The sequence below is a fragment of the Acinetobacter nosocomialis genome (assembly GCF_041021905.1).
In the GTDB taxonomy this organism is placed as follows: Bacteria; Pseudomonadota; Gammaproteobacteria; order Pseudomonadales; family Moraxellaceae; genus Acinetobacter; species Acinetobacter nosocomialis.
Window position 1 is genome coordinate 1,240,317 of the sequence record NZ_CP157432.1, and the last position, 16,473, is coordinate 1,256,789.

At 39.4% G+C, this 16,473-nt stretch carries 14 protein-coding genes; 9 read left to right on the forward strand and 5 right to left on the reverse strand.

Going from position 1 to position 16,473, the window contains the following annotated elements; all coding sequences use genetic code 11:
- Nucleotides 1-65: 65 nt before the first annotated feature.
- Nucleotides 66-2,702: an alanine--tRNA ligase gene (gene alaS, locus ABLC00_RS05825; protein WP_004709855.1), complete on the reverse strand. Its 2,637-nt coding sequence runs from the start codon at nucleotides 2,700-2,702 to the stop codon at nucleotides 66-68.
- A 269-nt stretch (nucleotides 2,703-2,971) separates the two neighbouring features.
- Here alaS and ABLC00_RS05830 point away from each other — a divergent pair, with 269 nt between their 5' ends.
- From ABLC00_RS05830 to ABLC00_RS05850, 5 genes are all read left to right on the forward strand, one after another.
- Nucleotides 2,972-3,991 (forward strand): type I glyceraldehyde-3-phosphate dehydrogenase, encoded by a 1,020-nt coding sequence (locus ABLC00_RS05830; protein ID WP_004888037.1) that lies wholly within the window; start codon nucleotides 2,972-2,974, stop codon nucleotides 3,989-3,991.
- 311 nt (nucleotides 3,992-4,302) lie between these two features.
- Entirely contained in the window at nucleotides 4,303-5,469 is a 1,167-nt protein-coding gene (locus ABLC00_RS05835) for an ATP phosphoribosyltransferase regulatory subunit (RefSeq protein ID WP_004888036.1), read from the forward strand.
- Nucleotides 5,470-5,532: 63 nt separating this feature from the next.
- The gene (locus ABLC00_RS05840) at nucleotides 5,533-6,852 is read left to right on the forward strand and encodes an adenylosuccinate synthase (protein WP_002156866.1); all 1,320 of its coding nucleotides are present in this window, start codon (nucleotides 5,533-5,535) and stop codon (nucleotides 6,850-6,852) included.
- A 126-nt stretch (nucleotides 6,853-6,978) separates the two neighbouring features.
- Nucleotides 6,979-7,296 carry a hypothetical protein gene (locus ABLC00_RS05845; protein ID WP_002156849.1) on the forward strand — a complete coding sequence of 106 codons (318 nt, stop codon included), beginning with the start codon at nucleotides 6,979-6,981 and terminating at the stop codon, nucleotides 7,294-7,296.
- Nucleotides 7,297-7,412: 116 nt separating this feature from the next.
- Nucleotides 7,413-8,195, forward strand: coding sequence for a M48 family metallopeptidase (locus ABLC00_RS05850; RefSeq protein WP_017393664.1), 783 nt, complete (start codon nucleotides 7,413-7,415; stop codon nucleotides 8,193-8,195).
- A 58-nt stretch (nucleotides 8,196-8,253) separates the two neighbouring features.
- On the opposite strand, the gene ABLC00_RS05855 is transcribed toward ABLC00_RS05850, so the two are convergent.
- Complete coding sequence (locus tag ABLC00_RS05855; protein ID WP_004888034.1) at nucleotides 8,254-9,303, reverse strand: NADP(H)-dependent aldo-keto reductase; 1,050 nt, start codon at nucleotides 9,301-9,303, stop codon at nucleotides 8,254-8,256.
- A gap of 160 nt (nucleotides 9,304-9,463) precedes the next feature.
- Nucleotides 9,464-10,171: a cAMP-activated global transcriptional regulator CRP gene (crp, locus tag ABLC00_RS05860; RefSeq protein ID WP_002156798.1), complete on the reverse strand. Its 708-nt coding sequence runs from the start codon at nucleotides 10,169-10,171 to the stop codon at nucleotides 9,464-9,466.
- Nucleotides 10,172-10,611: 440 nt separating this feature from the next.
- On the opposite strand from crp, the gene ABLC00_RS05865 reads away from it, so the two are divergent.
- Both ABLC00_RS05865 and ABLC00_RS05870 read left to right on the forward strand, forming a co-directional pair.
- The gene (locus ABLC00_RS05865) at nucleotides 10,612-11,034 is read left to right on the forward strand and encodes an OsmC family protein (protein WP_001195082.1); all 423 of its coding nucleotides are present in this window, start codon (nucleotides 10,612-10,614) and stop codon (nucleotides 11,032-11,034) included.
- Between the two features lie 90 nt (nucleotides 11,035-11,124).
- Complete coding sequence (locus ABLC00_RS05870) at nucleotides 11,125-11,550, forward strand: GNAT family N-acetyltransferase (RefSeq protein WP_016804468.1); 426 nt, start codon at nucleotides 11,125-11,127, stop codon at nucleotides 11,548-11,550.
- On the opposite strand, the gene ABLC00_RS05875 is transcribed toward ABLC00_RS05870, so the two are convergent.
- On the reverse strand, nucleotides 11,547-12,353 hold the full coding sequence (locus tag ABLC00_RS05875; RefSeq protein ID WP_033846191.1) for a peptidoglycan DD-metalloendopeptidase family protein: 807 nt from the start codon (nucleotides 12,351-12,353) through the stop codon (nucleotides 11,547-11,549). The two genes, ABLC00_RS05870 and ABLC00_RS05875, sit on opposite strands and share 4 nt — an antisense overlap.
- 299 nt (nucleotides 12,354-12,652) lie before the next feature.
- Here ABLC00_RS05875 and clpB point away from each other — a divergent pair, with 299 nt between their 5' ends.
- Nucleotides 12,653-15,232, forward strand: a complete 2,580-nt coding sequence (gene clpB / locus ABLC00_RS05880; RefSeq protein WP_002156879.1) for an ATP-dependent chaperone ClpB — start codon at nucleotides 12,653-12,655, stop codon at nucleotides 15,230-15,232.
- A gap of 56 nt (nucleotides 15,233-15,288) precedes the next feature.
- Here the strand turns inward: clpB and ABLC00_RS05885 are convergent, their stop codons facing one another.
- The gene (locus tag ABLC00_RS05885) at nucleotides 15,289-15,777 is read right to left on the reverse strand and encodes a CinA family protein (protein WP_004888028.1); all 489 of its coding nucleotides are present in this window, start codon (nucleotides 15,775-15,777) and stop codon (nucleotides 15,289-15,291) included.
- Nucleotides 15,778-16,045: 268 nt separating this feature from the next.
- On the opposite strand from ABLC00_RS05885, the gene ABLC00_RS05890 reads away from it, so the two are divergent.
- A complete protein-coding gene (locus tag ABLC00_RS05890; RefSeq protein ID WP_004888026.1) occupies nucleotides 16,046-16,462 on the forward strand; it encodes a hypothetical protein in 417 nt (138 codons plus the stop codon).
- Nucleotides 16,463-16,473 lie beyond the last annotated feature (11 nt).

A 16,473-nucleotide genomic window follows, 5' to 3' on the forward strand; every position in this document is an offset into this window, starting at 1 on the left:
AGTTGTTCCATATAAGCCATGACCCTGAGAGGCTTTTCAGGGTCAGTTACACAAAAAGTGAAGTCTTATTTTTGTTCAAGCCATGCAGGCAATGCTGCGATCACTTGTCCAAACTTCTCGTTAAGTGGCGCGCCACCTTGTGCTAAGTCAGGTTTACCACCACCTTTACCACCTAGTTCAGTTGCTAGATGTTTGATGATGTCACCTGCTTTTAGATTTGCAGTGTATTGTGACGCGACTGATGCAAGCAGGCTGACTTTGTCACCCTCTACACCTGCTAACACAATCACTGCGTTCTCTAATTTTGATTTTACACTGTCATGTAAGTTGCGAAGCGCTTTGGCATCAACCCCTTGAACAGTAGTAATAAGCGTTTGACGACCAGCAATGGTTTGAACTTGGTCAATCAAATCAGCCGCTTGGAAGTTTGCCAATTTCTGGTTGAGCTGTTCAATCTGCTTTTGTAATGCAGAAACCAATTCTACATTGGCTTGTACACGCTCAACTGTTTGGTCTTTCTGTGCTTTTAGTAAGCTATTAATGTGCTGAATATCATGATCAGCTTTTTGTACCACTTCTAATGCTTTAGTGCCAGTCACTGCTTCAATACGACGTACACCAGCAGCTACACCACCTTCAGAAGTGATTTTGAATAAACCAATATCACCTGTACGTTTTACGTGAATACCGCCACAAAGTTCGATTGAGAAGTTTTTCTCATCAATAACTGAACCCATAGAAAGTACACGAACTTCATCGCCGTATTTTTCACCGAACAGCATCATTGCGCCTTTTGCTTTTGCTGCTTCAATGTCGAGAAGCTCAGTCGTCACTGGAGTATTGGCAATGATTTCAGCATTTACGAGACGTTCAACTTGTTGTAATTGTTCAAATGAAACAGGTTGGTCATTTGCAAAGTCAAAACGTAAGATATCACTTGCAACTAAAGAACCTTTTTGTTGTACATGAGAACCTAAAATTTGACGAAGGGCAGCATGTAACAAGTGGGTTGCTGAGTGGTTACGCGCAGTAGCTTCACGAATGTCTGCTTTAACAATCGCTTCTACATTTTGATTTGCTTTGAGGTTACCAACAGTCACAATACCTTGATGAACAAAGGCACCACCAGACTTTTTAGTGTCTTGAACTTCAAAAATACCTGTTTCATTTTTGAAGATACCAGTATCACCAATCTGACCACCACTTTCAGCATAGAAAGGAGTTTGGTTTAAAACGATAAGTGCTTCGTCGCCTTCAGAAACTTCGTCAACTTGTACGCCATCTTTATAGATCGCTACAATCTGACCTTGACCAGTTGTGTTGATATAACCGTCAAACTGAGTTTCGCCTTCGACTTTTACAATGCTGTTATAGTCAACTGCAAACTTACCAGCATCACGTGCACGTTGACGCTGTGCAGCCATTTCAACTTCAAAACCGGCTTCATCAATAATAAAGCCACGTTCACGTGCAATATCAGCCGTTAAGTCTGTCGGGAAGCCATAAGTGTCGTAAAGTTTAAATACAGTCGCACCCGGAATAGTTTTATCTTTTAACTGAGCAAGTTCACCTTCGAGAAGTTTTAAGCCTTGCTCAAGTGTTTTAGCAAACTGTTCTTCTTCACGAATTAAAGTTGCTTCAATCACATCACGACGAGCTTCTAACTCAGGGTAAGCCTGACCCATCACTTCAATTAATGGTTGCAACATTTTGTAGAAGAACGTACCTGTTGCACCAAGCTTGTTACCATGACGAACAGCACGGCGAATAATACGACGTAATACATAACCACGACCTTCATTGCTTGGGTTTACACCATCAGCAATTAAGAAGCAGCAAGAACGCGCATGGTCTGCAACGACACGTAAAGAAGGCTGACCTTCATCTTCAATACCAATAATGTTTGCAGCAGCTTTTAATAAGTGTTGGAACAGGTCAATGTCATAGTTTGAATTAACATGTTGCAATACTGCAGAAATACGCTCTAAGCCCATACCTGTATCTACAGATGGCGCTGGAAGAGGGTGAAGTACGCCATCAGCAGTACGGTTAAACTGCATGAAAACGTTATTCCAGATTTCAATGAAACGGTCGCCATCTTCTTCAGGAGAACCAGGTAAGCCACCCCAAATGTGGTCACCGTGGTCAAAGAAAATTTCAGAACATGGACCACAAGGACCTGTATCACCCATTGCCCAGAAGTTATCTGATGCGTATTTTTCGCCTTTGTTATCACCAATACGGATAATACGCTCTGGAGCTAAACCAATTTCTTTATTCCAGATGTCATAAGCTTCGTCATCTGTATGATAAACCGTTACATATAAGCGATCTTTCGGTAAAGCTAGCCATTGTTCGCTGGTTAAAAACTCCCAAGCAAACTTAAGTGCATCACGTTTGAAATAGTCACCAAATGAGAAGTTACCTAACATTTCAAAGAATGTATGGTGACGAGCTGTATAGCCGACGTTATCTAAATCGTTGTGTTTACCGCCTGCACGTACACATTTTTGTGATGTTGTTGCACGTACATAATCACGTTTTTCAAGACCTAAAAAACAGTCTTTAAACTGGTTCATCCCAGCATTTGTAAATAATAAAGTTGGGTCGTTGGCAGGAACAAGAGAACTCGATGCAACACGTGTATGCCCTTGCGTTTCAAAGTAGCGCAAAAATGCTTCACGAATTTCAGCAGATGTCATTAAACGAGTACTCACAACCAAGTCACTCCATATTTTCGAATTTGGCTAAAAGCATCACCACAAGTTTATTTGTTCACAAATCTTGCATGTGATACGGGGCTTATTTTTAAAAAACGCTAAATTGTAACGGAAAAACCCCACCGAACCAACGATTTTAGAGGGAATATCTTACAAAACTGTGATTTGGCTAAAAATCTATATTCAATTGGCCTTCACGTGTTTTACTATATGCCTTCTTTCGTTTCTGGTTTTGTAGATAAGGATAGGTCATGCAACGTATCGCCATTAATGGGTTTGGCCGGATTGGACGTAATGTTTTACGTGCATGGTTTGAAAGCCCGAAACAATTTCATTTTGAAATCGTGGCGATTAACGATATAGCAGATGTACAGACACTAGTGCATTTATTTAAATATGATTCAACTCATGGTCGTTTTAATGGCAAAGTTGACATAGCGATTGAAAATGAAAAGATTTATTTAAATATTCAATCTAACCAAAGAAATTTGAAAGTTGAAGTTTTACAGCAAAAACAGCCAGAACTTTTACCGTGGGCAAGCTTGCAAATTGATGTTGTACTCGAATGTACAGGCTTGTTCCGTTCTCATGCTGATGCAACCCGCCACTTAGAAGCTGGGGCAAAAAGAGTCATTATTGGGGCTGCACCTTTTGACCATGTCGATGCTGCAATTGTCTATGGCGTTAACCATGCCGATGTGAAAGCGTCTGATCAAATCATATCAAGTGTGTCATGTACGACACAGGCTTTAGTGCCGTTAGTAAAAATCATTGATGACGCATTTGGGATTGAAACTGCGCTCATGACAGAAATTCATGCCGTAACAGCAGATCAGTCTGTGCTTGACCATGCGCACCGTGATTTACGTCGTGCCAGAGCTTCTGGTCAAAATATTATTCCAACTACGTCTAGTGCACTGGGTGCATTAAAACGTGTAATGCCTAAAATGGAAGACCGTATTGATGGTTATTCAATTCGAGTTCCCACCATTAATGTGGCTGCCATTGATTTAACTTTTATCGCACAATCACCAATTACTGTTCATCATATTAATAAATTGTTGATTAAGGCGTCTCAAACAGATTATGCGGAAATTATGGCAGTGACTGATGAGCCACTCGTTTCAAGTGATTTTAATCATTCGCCTTATTCACTTATTGTTGATTTAACTCAAACTATGGTTGTTGGGCATCAAGCTAAAGTATTTGCTTGGTACGATAATGAATGGGGCTATGCAAATCGATTATTAGACTTGTGTGATTCTTTCTAAATTTGAAATAACTTAGGAAAGCTGTTCAGCAGTTAAGGTTGGTTAACTGGAAACAAGGTGATAGTTCAGATATTGGCCCATTCTTTGGTCGAACAAGCTCTATTAATAACTAAAGTGAATAAGAGTAAAGTATTGAATAATATTGTTAATTGTTAATCTCTTCTTTTTGACTTTAGAGTTTATTAAGAAAGATTTATGCAAATTGTCAGGTGCATGGCACAAAGTATCATGCTACACTAAGAGAAATCGGGTGTGTTCCCGATTTTTTTATGTGGGGTCGTTCCACGTTGATCAGATTTTAGGCTTGAAATATGACCATTTCAGAGACATGGTTGCTGCCTGACGGGGTAGCAGATGTATTGCCGGAACAGGCGCAAGTCATTGAAAAACTTCGCCGTGAAGCTATAGATTTCCTCTCAGTAAGAGGTTATCAACTGGTATATACACCATTTATCGAATACATCGAATCGTTGTCTTCATTATCAGAATCAAATCAAGACCTGGATTTAGTAACTTTTAAGGTGATTGATCAGCTTTCAGGCCGTTTACTCGGTATCCGTGCTGATATGACGCCTCAAGTTGCACGTATTGATGCACATGTAAGACCTGTTGAAGGGGTTGCACGTTACTGTTATGCAGGGACTGTATTACATACAAAACCACAAAATTTCAATGCGACTCGCGCACCTTTACAATTAGGTGCAGAGCTATATGGCCACGATAGTATTGAAGCTGATGTTGAAATGGTCGATGTAATGCTTGGGCTCATTGAAAATGCTTATACATTGCAAGGTGCACATTTAGACCTAGGGCATGTAGGCTTATTTCGTAGCTTAGTAAAATATGCCGGACTTTCTAAAAATGAAGAGCATGAGTTATCTGATCTTTATCAAAGAAAAGCATTACCTGAGTTAGCTGAATTTACTCAAAATTTAAATATGGGTTCAGACTTCTATGCACTTGGTCGCTATGCAAGTGATTTAGAAGCATTACAAACTCATTTAAGTACAGATATTTTAAAAGATGTTGAATTTGATGCTGCATTAAATGCGCTCAAAACTACACTTGAACAAATTAAAAACCGTTGGCCAGCACTGAATGTTGGGATTGATGTTGTCGAACTTCGCAGTTACCACTATCACACTGGTTTGATGTATGCAGTTTATGCACCGAACCGTGCTGCACCTTTAGCGCAAGGTGGCCGTTACGATGGTATTGGTGAACACTTCGGTCGTGCACGTCCTGCTACTGGTTTCAGTTGTGATTTATATGCCTTAGGTGCAAATCAGTTTGCCGAAATTGAAACTGTAGTAGCGCCTAAAGGTACTGATGCAGATTTACTTAAGGCAATTGCAAATGCACGTTTACAAGGCTTACGTGTAGTCCAATTGTTAGGTAATGATAATTTAGGTTCTATTCCTTATGCGACGCATCAGCTTGTATCGCAAAACGGTCAATGGAATATTGAAAAGATTTAAACGCCAGCAGTAAGTTTTTACTGATGGTTTCCAATTTTAACAGCATGATGTAATGAGGCTATTATGGGCAAAAATGTTGTGGTACTTGGTACCCAATGGGGCGACGAAGGTAAAGGTAAAATCGTCGACCTGCTCACAGATCAAGCGGCTGCGGTAGTACGTTATCAAGGTGGACATAACGCAGGTCATACTCTTGTCGTAGGTGGTAAAAAGACTGTATTACACCTCATTCCATCAGGTATTTTACGTGAAAACGTATTGTGCTTAATTGGTAATGGTGTGGTGCTTTCACCAGCAGCATTAATTGAAGAAATGGGAATTTTGGAAGCTGAGGGTGTTCCAGTTAAGGAACGTCTACGTATTTCTCCAAACTGTCCTCTTATTTTACCTAACCACATTGCTCTTGATCAGGCTCGTGAGAAGAAACGTGGTAACGCTAAAATCGGTACTACAGGTCGTGGTATTGGCCCTGCTTACGAAGATAAAGTAGCTCGCCGTGCAGTGCGTGTTGCTGACCTTGTTCGTGGTGGTGCAGCGTTAGAAGAAAAACTCCAAGAAATGCTTGAGTTACATAACTTCCAATTAACCCAGTTCTACGGTGTAGAAGCAGTTAAATTTGAAGACGTGTTGGCTCTTTGCAACGAATGGCGTGAAGTGCTTGCTCCGTTAGTGATTGACGTGACTAAAGTATTACATGACTACCGCAAAGAAGGTAAGCCTGTAATGTTTGAAGGCGCTCAAGGCTCACTTTTAGACATCGACCACGGTACTTACCCGTATGTGACTAGCTCAAATACAACTGCTGGTGGCGTAAGCTCTGGTTCTGGTATGGGGCCTTTACATCTTGATTATGTATTAGGTATCACTAAAGCTTATACAACACGTGTAGGTGCAGGTCCATTCCCAACAGAATTAGTTTACGATGCAGCAACTGATTCTGGTGACCCAATTGGTAAACACTTGGGTACAGTAGGTCATGAATTTGGTGCTTCTACTGGTCGTCAACGTCGTTGTGGTTGGTTTGATGCTGAAATCTTACGCCGTTCTGTAGATGTTAACTCACTTTCAGGTATTTGCTTGACTAAACTTGACGTTTTAGACGGTTTAGAAGAAGTGAAAATCTGTGTAGGTTATGAAAATACTGATTCAGGTTGTGTAGGTTCTTCTGATGCGGTTTCTTTTGAATGTTTGAAACCAATTTATGAAACTATGCCAGGTTGGAGCGAGTCAACTGTTGGTTTAACGAGCATTGACCAATTACCTGCAAATGCTTTGGCTTATGTAAAACGTATTGAACAATTAATCGAATGTCCGATTGATATCGTTTCAACTGGTCCAGACCGTGCAGAAACAATTGTTTTACGTCACCCATTCTCTGCTTAATTTGCAAAGATGATAAAAGCCTCCTGAAAAAGGGGGCTTTTTTATATCCGACTAAAGTGCAGTTTCTGTTTTGTCTAATTCAGATTAAAACAGAAATATAAGTGATGTCATGGATGATGAACTAAAATGAAATTGCAACCCACTATTTCAAAAACCATTTTTTATTCTTTTTTGTTTGCGATCGGTGGTTCGCCAACGTTAGCTATGCTAGTCATTTATGGCCAAAATTATAACCCTGACTTCTTCATGACAGCATTTATGAGTCTTTCTGTTTTGATTGCTTGTGTCTTAATCCCGGTCGTTTTTATACAAAACAGTTATCTCTTATGGAAAAGGACAAGTCCCTCTCTTGAAGAGAAAGTTAAGCCTTTAAGCCATGTCTATCTTGTCCTAAATATAATATGTTTACTGTTCTGGATTTATTTGATGACTTTATCTGCTTGATCGTTACATAAATACTATGATCGTGAAGAAATGAGAGATTCAAAGCTTATGTGCTATTTCTTATAATAAGTGCAAAAGAATAAACAGTTTTTTTAAGATTTAGGTGACCCATGTTGATGAATAAGAAACTTTTTTTAAGCTTGTGTGCTGCAGGTGTTGTAACAATCTCTGGTTGCGCAACAATGGCTGACATGGCTGGTGCAGATACAGCAACATTAAATGCGCAGTCTGCACAAGGTTTTACTAAAATGGTGCAGGAAGCACGTGCTAAAGGGACTTTAGATACAAGTTCAAGTACCTATAGCCGTATTAATGCTGTTTTCAACCGTTTAAAACCTTATGCTGATCAAGTAAATCAAACAGGGCAGCCATTTAGCTGGCAGTTGGCTGTACTGAAATCAGATACTGTTAACGCCTACGTTGCACCAGGTGGTAAGGTCGTGTTCTACACAGGTATTGTGAATAAGCTCAACCTAACGGATGCTGAAATTGCAGCTGTTATGGGCCACGAAATGACGCACGCTTTAGAAGAGCATGCTAAAAGTAAAATTGGCGCACAGGCTTTAACTGATTTGGCATTAAATATTGGCTTAAGCTATGCAGGTGGCGGTAACGTTAACCAATTAGGTGCGGCTGCTGCACAACTAGGTTCGCAAGTAGGGGTGGGCTTACCATATTCGCGTAGTTTAGAGAGCCGTGCTGACCAAGGGGGCTTAATGTTAATGGCACGTGCAGGTTATAACCCAAATGCTGCTATTACCCTCTGGGAAAAAATGAACAAACTTGAAGGTGCTGGTGGTTCATCTTTCTTGTCTACTCACCCATCTAACGCTCAGCGTATTAATGATATGCGTAAAAACTTACCTGCAGCATTAGCTATTTATAATGGCCGTAGATAAGTTTTAAAACTTTAATATAAGTATAAAAACGGATGCTTAAGCATCCGTTTTTTTGTTTTTAAGGGGCAGGATTAGGCTGTTGTACATGAATAGCTTCTATGCCTTGTAAAATTTCTGGTGAAAGCTCAATTTCAAAAGCCTGAATATTCTCTTTGAGCTGATCTAAGCTAGTCGCACCAATAATTGTACTCGTCACAAAGAATTGCTGTTTAATAAAGGCTAGAGCCAATTGAGTCAGGCTTAAACCATGCTTTTCAGCGAGCTGTGCATATTGTTCCGTTGCCCATTCACTTTGTGGATTGCTATAGCGACTAAAGCGTGGAAATAGAGTAACGCGAGCATTCGCAGGACGTGCCCCATTTCTAAACTTACCAGTTAAGTAACCAAAAGCAAGAGGAGAGTATGCAAGTAATCCTACACCTTCATATTTAGCAATCTCAGACATACCGATTTCATAAGTACGATTAAGCAGGCTATAGGGGTTTTGCACACTCACAAATTTACTTACACCTAAATTTTCAGCAAGCTGTAAAAACTTCATAGTGCCCCAAGGCGTTTCATTAGATAAGCCGATATAACGAATACGTCCTCGATTAATCTCTTTTTGAAGAGCAAGTAATGTCTCTTCTAAAGGCGTAGTGTTGTAATTATTGTGGGCCTGCTGATTACCATAAGCGAGCGTGCCAAAAAAGTTGGTATGACGTTCTGGCCAGTGTAATTGGTAGAGATCAATATAGTCTGTTTGGAGGCGTTTAAGAGAACCATCAATCGCTTGTGAAATATGTTCACTATTAAACTTGGTATGACCTTCTCGAATATGAGTTCCACCAAAGCCAGGACCTGCAATTTTTGAAGCAAGGAATACTTTGTCACGTTGACCATGTTGTGCAAACCAATTGCCTAAAATGGTTTCAGTCGCACCATATGTTTCTGGTTTAGGGGGTACGGAATACATCTCTGCCGTATCCCAAAAATATAAACCGTGCTCTAAAGCGTAATTGAGTTGTTCGAAAGCTTCTTGTTGAGTGTTTTGCTCACCAAATGTCATAGTACCTAAGCAAATTTCTGGAAGGTTAATGCCAGTGTGACCAAGTGGTTTGAATTGCATACTGCGAAATCCTTGAGAAATTTTAAGTTAGCCTAACGGAAAATATGTATTCAACTTAAATCATAAAAATAGAATAGTTTGTAAGCTTTATGTATTAACTCATTGTTGCATATAAAAAAAGCAAACCGAAGTTTGCTCTTTATTAAATCATTACGAATAATTATTCTTCGTCATCATAGTCTTCGTCAGTGACAGGAGTTTCTTCTAATGATGCATCAAAAATAAGAATAGCCTTACCATCTGTCTGGATCATACCTTGATCTTCTAAGGTCTTTAATACACGGCCAACCATTTCTCGTGAACAACCGACAATACGTCCAATTTCTTGACGGGTAATACGAATTTGACGACCATTCGGCAAGATCATTGCCTCTGGTTGTGAAGATAAGTCGATTAAGCAACGCGCAATACGACCAGACACATCAATGAAGGCAAGGTCAGTCATTTTACGAGTTGTATTTTTTAAACGACGAACAAGTTGCGCGAAAACGGCATAGCTGAGATCTGGATACTGTTTGCTCAGTTCATGGAAGTTGTCATATGAAATTTCTGCAATTTCACAGACATCACGGGTACGAACTTCAGCTGTACGTTGAGGGTTCGGTTCGAAAAGCCCCATTTCCCCAAAGAAGTCACCAGGATTCAAATATGCCACAACAATTTCACGCTCATCATCTTCACGTAAAATAATTGAAACTGAGCCTTTTAAAATTAAATATAAAGATTTTGACTCTGTTCCGGCATCAACAATTGTGGTTCGTTTTGGATATCTGTTGATGTGAGCACGCTTTAACAATGCTTTAACGGATTCAGGTAGTTGCCCCGGAGATAAAGCATCTGTGCTGAGTTGTGAAAAATTTGAAGTCATGCTTGATATGTTCCGAATAGGGTAAACAATTCACACAAGCTCGAGATGAGCTATTACACAGAAGAGATGAAATTCCTTATCAACTCATTTTATGTTAGTGTACAAAACAAGGGCCTGTTGACATTTCACAGATGGTTGCGACATAAGACGATTTTTCTAGACGTTACGAAGCAAGAACTATGGAATTTAGTCATTCTAAATAAATAGAGCTTAACAACGAAACGCACAAAAAAATCTGGTCTTGCGCTGCACCTAAGATGCTTAAATCGCACCTCAGATTTTGGCTGAAATTTAACAAACTTTTTTACAAAACGGGACAAAGGATTGCCCTTGTCTGTGTTTTGCGTTTTTATTTGGATTAATTTTTAGCTATTACGCAATCCATAGATGAAATGTCAACAGACCCTGCTTAAATTTATAATTTTTTTTGGGTAGTTGCAATGCAAACAAGTGTACATTGGCTAGAGAATGTTGCTTTTGAAGCGAAATCAGAGAGTGGTCATAGTGTAGTGATGGATGGCTCACCTGAGTATGGTGGCGAAAACCGTGGACCACGTCCTATGGAATTGATATTAATGGGACTTGGTGGGTGTGCTTCGTTTGATATTGTGACTATTTTAAAAAAATCTCGTCAAGATGTGACGAATGTCGTATGTCAGCTTAAAGCTGAGCGAGCAGATGCAATTCCAGCTGTTTTCACCAAGATCCATTTACACTTTGTAGTGACAGGTAAAGCCGTAAAAGAAAAACAGGTTGCAAAAGCAGTAGAGCTATCAGCTGAAAAATATTGTTCAGCAAGTAAAATGCTTTCTGATGGTGGCGTAGAAATTACCCACGATTTTGAGATTATTGAAGCTGCATAATTTTATATGAATAGCTGAAAAGAAAAGCTAACAGTCATGTTGGCTTTTTTTATGATAAGAACAATTCAAAAAATAAAAGGAGAATGTTGGGTGAATATCCGTTTAGCTCAATCAAAAGATACCGAATTTATATGTCACTTACTGAAACAAATGGGATATTCACAGCCATTAAGATTGATTGAGGAACAATTCCAAAGATTAAGTAAAGATTCTAACGCAATTACATTGGTCGCAGCTGACGATTTAAATGTATATGGAGTTTTATCACTTTATTTTATTCCGCAAATTGCCTTAAAAGGGGACTTTGCCAAAATATGTTATTTGTGTGTTGACGAGAATATGCGTAGTAAAGGAGTGGGGCATTTGCTTGTACAAGAAGCAGAACGGTTGGCAAGGGAACGTGGTTGTGACCGGATGGAACTGCACTCAGGATTGCAAAGGCCTTTAGCGCATCAATTTTACCTAAGAGAAGGTTATGTCGAGGCGCCAAAGTACTTTCGTAAAGCTTTAAATTAATGAGCTGGGTTTAGAAAAAGTTGAGGGTCTACCCGAGCATTGTTAAGGCTCATTCCCCAATGTAAATGTGGCCCTGTTACACGGCCTGTTTTACCGACTAAGCCGAGTACTTCACCTTGATGGATACGCTGGCCCTTTTCTACTTTTATCTCGCTTAAATGGCAAAACATGCTAATTAAACCTTGGCCGTGATCAATTAATACAGTTTGTCCATTAAAGAAATAGTGTCCTGTTTGAACGACTACACCATCTGCTGGAGCAACTACTTTTTGACCTATTGGTGCTGGAATATCCAGACCTGAATGAGGTGCACGTTCTTCACCATTGAAGAAACGTTTTCTTCCAAAAGAGTTGGTAAATTTTCCCGAAGTTGGACGTATAAATTTAGGCAAGCTTTGCCATGAACTTGTTGTGAAAGAACTATAAACCTCATTTTGTTCTTTCGCTTCTTGAGCATAGCGGTCTAATTGACTTTGGTTGGGGTTCACATAGTCTTGATTGGTAACTTTAATCCTTTGCTCAGCATAAGGATAAGACTTAACTTCTATTTGAATAGGCGCTTTATTGGTATCAAGCTGAATGCTGCCGAGTGGTGTAGATAATGGAATACCTACTACAGCATAACGTTGATGGCCTTCTTGACTGATTAAAACGGGTTTGTGTTGAAAAGTGACTTGAGTAATATCGGTCGATAATGAAACGACTGCAATTCCACCGGGTCTTCTTGAGTCTTGGGGTAACTCTGCTATTGCTAGAGTCGAGCTAAAAAGACAAGTTGTTAATATAATATGTTTTAAACGCATTTTAATTTCAAAAACAGGATGGAATTAGCCTAATAAATTAATTCCTATTTTTGGAATTCTCAATGAAGACTTTGTGAAAAGAGTGGAACAGACGAAACCAAATATAAATATTTAAGCGATTTAATAAAATGTAGCTGAAGTGTACTTGAAATATATACAAAACAAACCCATATTATAATCGAGTTTTACTCATAGTATTTTTTATAAGATCATGAAAAATATATAAAAAATTATTTGAAATCCGAAAAAGTGTTCCCATCTATTACACAAGTACGAATTTGTTGTGAGGAATAACAAGAATGCGATTTGAAAAATTTACGAACCGCTTGCAGCAAGCCCTCTCAGATGCTCAATCCTTAGCAATGGGTAAAGACCATACGGCTATAGCAGGTATTCATATTTTGAGTACTTTATTGGAAGAGCCGTCTAATATTAGTTTGTTGCAACAAGCAGGTGCACGGTTACCTGAACTTAAACAAAAGCTAGAGCAGGCTTTAAAAGATGCTCCGACTATTGCTAACCCGACGGGTGATGTCAATTTAAACCCTGAAGCAGTTAAAGCACTTAATTTGGCAGATCGATATGCGCAAAAAGCTGGCGATGAATTTTTGTCGACTGACTGGGTTTTATTGGGCTTAGCAGAAACTGGCGAAACAAAAAATATTTTAAGTGCCGTAGGTGTAACTCCCGACAGCTTACGCAAAGTAATTGAACATATTCGAGGTAGTGACAAAGTCATGAGTAATAATCACGAAGACCAACGTGACTCACTTAATAAATATACAATTGATTTAACTGAGCGGGCTTTATCGGGGAAACTTGATCCGGTCATTGGACGTGATGATGAAATTCGACGCACTATTCAGGTCTTGTCACGTCGTACAAAAAACAACCCTGTACTCATCGGTGAGCCGGGTGTTGGTAAAACCGCTATTGTTGAAGGCTTAGCACAGCGTATTGTCAATGGTGAAGTGCCAGAAGGCTTAAAGAATAAACGTGTTTTATCACTAGATTTAGGCTCATTACTTGCAGGTGCTAAGTATCGTGGTGAGTTTGAAGAACGTTTAAAAGCTGTTTTAAAAGATTTGGCGAAACACGAAGGCGAAATCATCTTATTCATTGACGAGTTACATACACTCGTTGGTGCTGGTAAAGGTGACGGCGCGATGGATGCAGGGAATATGTTAAAACCTGCGTTGGCTCGTGGTGAGTTGCGCTGTGTGGGTGCAACAACCTTAGATGAATATCGTCAATACATTGAAAAAGATGCCGCTTTAGAACGTCGTTTCCAGAAAGTTCTGGTGGATGAACCAAGCGTTGAAGATACCATTGCGATTTTACGTGGTCTAAAAGAAAAGTATGCTACTCACCATGGTGTACAAATTTTAGACTCAGCGATTATTGCAGCAGCGAAAATGTCTCATCGTTATATTACAGACCGTCAATTACCAGACAAGGCGATTGACCTGATTGATGAGGCAGCTTCTCGTATCAAAATGGAGATTGACTCTAAACCTGAAGCACTTGATAAACTTGATCGCCGTTTAATCCAGTTGAAAATGCAGTTGGAAGCGGTGAAAAAAGATGAAGATGCAGGCAGTAAGGCCGAAGTTACTCATCTTGAAAAACAGATCGCTGAAGTTCAGAAAGAATATAACGATCTCGAAGAAGTGTGGAAATCTGAAAAAACTTTGGTAGAAGGCACTAAACAAGCTCAGGTTGAACTTGATAAAGCACGTATTGCTTTTGAGAAAGCTCAGCGTGAAGGTGATTTAGCCGAAGCAGCACGTTTACAATATGGCGTTATTCCAGAGCTTCAAAAACAGCTTGAGCAAGATGAAGTTGCTGAAGAAAACGAAGAGCCAAAACTCATTCGTACTAAAGTAACTGAAAATGAAATTGCCGAAGTCGTTAGTGCTGCAACGGGTATTCCGGTTGCTAAAATGATGCAAGGCGAGCGTGAAAAACTCCTTCATATGGAAGAGTTCTTGCATGACCGTGTTGTAGGACAAGATGAAGCAGTTGTTGCGGTATCGAATGCAGTACGTCGTTCGCGTGCCGGTTTGTCTGACCCGAATCGTCCTAGCGGATCATTCTTGTTCTTAGGACCAACGGGTGTTGGTAAAACTGAGTTAACTAAAGCTTTAGCTAACTTCTTGTTTGATAGTGATGATGCCATGATTCGTATCGATATGAGTGAATTCATGGAGAAACATTCTGTCAGCCGTTTAGTTGGTGCGCCTCCGGGCTATGTGGGTTACGAAGAGGGCGGTGTTTTAACCGAAGCTGTTCGCCGTAAACCATATAGCGTGGTGTTGTTTGATGAGGTTGAAAAAGCGCATCCAGATGTTTTCAATATCTTGCTCCAAGTGTTGGATGACGGGCGCTTAACCGACTCACAAGGTCGAGTAGTGGACTTTAAAAACACGGTTATTGTGATGACATCAAACTTGGGTTCACAAGATGTACGTGAGCTTGGCGAAGGTGCCACTGATGATGAAGTGCGTACAGTCGTGATGAATGCGGTAAGTCAGCATTTCCGTCCGGAATTTATTAACCGGATTGATGAGCTTGTAATTTTCCATTCACTCAAGAAAGCGCAGATTCGTGGTATTGCGGATATTCAGTTAGATCGTTTACGTTCACGTCTTGTTGATCGTGATATGAGCTTAACTGTAGATGACAGTGCATTTGACTTATTGATTGATGCTGGTTTCGATCCTGTATACGGAGCACGTCCATTAAAACGTGCAATTCAACAACAGGTTGAAAACACTTTGGCTCAAAAAATCTTGTCAGGTGAGTTTGTTGCAGGTGATACCATTTTAGTTAAAGGTGAGCATGGTCACTTGGTCTTTGATAAAATGAAACTCAGCTAAGTTTGTTCTGCTAAAACCGAAAAGAGAATATGGAAACATATTCTCTTTTTTTATATTTAACTTTTATGCTGATTGGAAGATATAAGCGCAATAATTGAGTCTGCCACTTTTTGCGTGAGAGTTTTAAGTTTTTGTTCGGCATGTCCTGATAAAAAATAATGGTAATGATAAATACGTCCTAGATAAGAAATACAAATAAAAAAAGTACCTACAGGTTTTTCCGTGGTTTCACTTCCGCCATGTTTGAGTAAACCTGTACAACTTACAATAATATCGGCTTGTTGAAATAGAGTTTGACCAAGCCTGCACATTTCTTCAGTTACTTGTGGTGATTCTGCTGTGTAGGTTTCGATTAACTTTGGTTCAACTTTTAAAACACTGATTTTAATACTGGGGTCATAACTCACTAATCCGCCCAGTAAAATATCAGCGCCACTATTTTTATGAATCGAAAACTGACTGGTTAAGTAACCTGAACTGGCACTTTCAATAAATGCAACTTTAAGTTGAAGATCTTCTAATAATTGACAGCATTGCTGAAGCATTATTCCACCTCGTATGGTGTTTATTTATGAATAAATCTAAATGCAAATACATTATAAAATCACAGTAAGTGATCTGGAGTTATGGTGCAAGTCTGAGATAACAATCTATAAAACTACTTGAATATTCACGAAAGGCCTGTGAAGAATTTCAGATTTTAAAATGATCAATGCTAATTATCGGGAAGTTTCTTTATAACATTGCGACAAGGTTAAAAAGTTGCTAGTTTGATTTCATATAACGAACAATAACAATTTTAGGAAGTAGGTAATGAATAATAAGCAAGGGTATATGCTGGGAGTTTTGAGCGGTGTGTTTGTATTATTATCAAATGCCTGGGCAGCACAACCAATGACAGAAAGTGCGCTAGCCACTCAAACAGGTGCGGTAACCACATCTTTACCCGTCATTATTGCTAAGGCTCAAGATGATGCACAAAAACCTGAAATAGAGCAGCACCAAGCTCGCAAAGAATTAGGAGATAATTATTTACAAGAAGTTCGCTGGAACTCATTAAGATCGAGTGTGTTATCACCTTATCAAGAACAAAAACAAAATCAGGTGATAGATATTAAAGAAAAGAAAAAATTAGAAATGGTGGCGCTACCAGACCGAGCGGACCGTTTTACACGTTATGAGTTTGAACCGAAAAATGTACATGGCGAAGTTATCATTACCGTAAAGTAATGATAACTTCT

What these genes read in the sequence shown, in the direction of transcription:
- ABLC00_RS05830 (WP_004888037.1), top strand. Translation starts at nt 2,972, where the DNA reads ATGCAACGTATCGCCATTAATGGGTTTGGCCGGATTGGACGTAATGTT.
- ABLC00_RS05850 (WP_017393664.1), top strand. Translation starts at nt 7,413, where the DNA reads ATGAATAAGAAACTTTTTTTAAGCTTGTGTGCTGCAGGTGTTGTAACA.
- ABLC00_RS05855 (WP_004888034.1), bottom strand. Translation starts at nt 9,303, where the DNA reads ATGCAATTCAAACCACTTGGTCACACTGGCATTAACCTTCCAGAAATT.
- ABLC00_RS05835 (WP_004888036.1), top strand. Translation starts at nt 4,303, where the DNA reads ATGACCATTTCAGAGACATGGTTGCTGCCTGACGGGGTAGCAGATGTA.
- ABLC00_RS05890 (WP_004888026.1), top strand. Translation starts at nt 16,046, where the DNA reads ATGAATAATAAGCAAGGGTATATGCTGGGAGTTTTGAGCGGTGTGTTT.
- alaS (WP_004709855.1), bottom strand. Translation starts at nt 2,702, where the DNA reads ATGACATCTGCTGAAATTCGTGAAGCATTTTTGCGCTACTTTGAAACG.
- ABLC00_RS05875 (WP_033846191.1), bottom strand. Translation starts at nt 12,353, where the DNA reads ATGCGTTTAAAACATATTATATTAACAACTTGTCTTTTTAGCTCGACT.
- ABLC00_RS05885 (WP_004888028.1), bottom strand. Translation starts at nt 15,777, where the DNA reads ATGCTTCAGCAATGCTGTCAATTATTAGAAGATCTTCAACTTAAAGTT.
- ABLC00_RS05845 (WP_002156849.1), top strand. Translation starts at nt 6,979, where the DNA reads ATGAAATTGCAACCCACTATTTCAAAAACCATTTTTTATTCTTTTTTG.
- ABLC00_RS05840 (WP_002156866.1), top strand. Translation starts at nt 5,533, where the DNA reads ATGGGCAAAAATGTTGTGGTACTTGGTACCCAATGGGGCGACGAAGGT.
- crp (WP_002156798.1), bottom strand. Translation starts at nt 10,171, where the DNA reads ATGACTTCAAATTTTTCACAACTCAGCACAGATGCTTTATCTCCGGGG.
- clpB (WP_002156879.1), top strand. Translation starts at nt 12,653, where the DNA reads ATGCGATTTGAAAAATTTACGAACCGCTTGCAGCAAGCCCTCTCAGAT.
- ABLC00_RS05865 (WP_001195082.1), top strand. Translation starts at nt 10,612, where the DNA reads ATGCAAACAAGTGTACATTGGCTAGAGAATGTTGCTTTTGAAGCGAAA.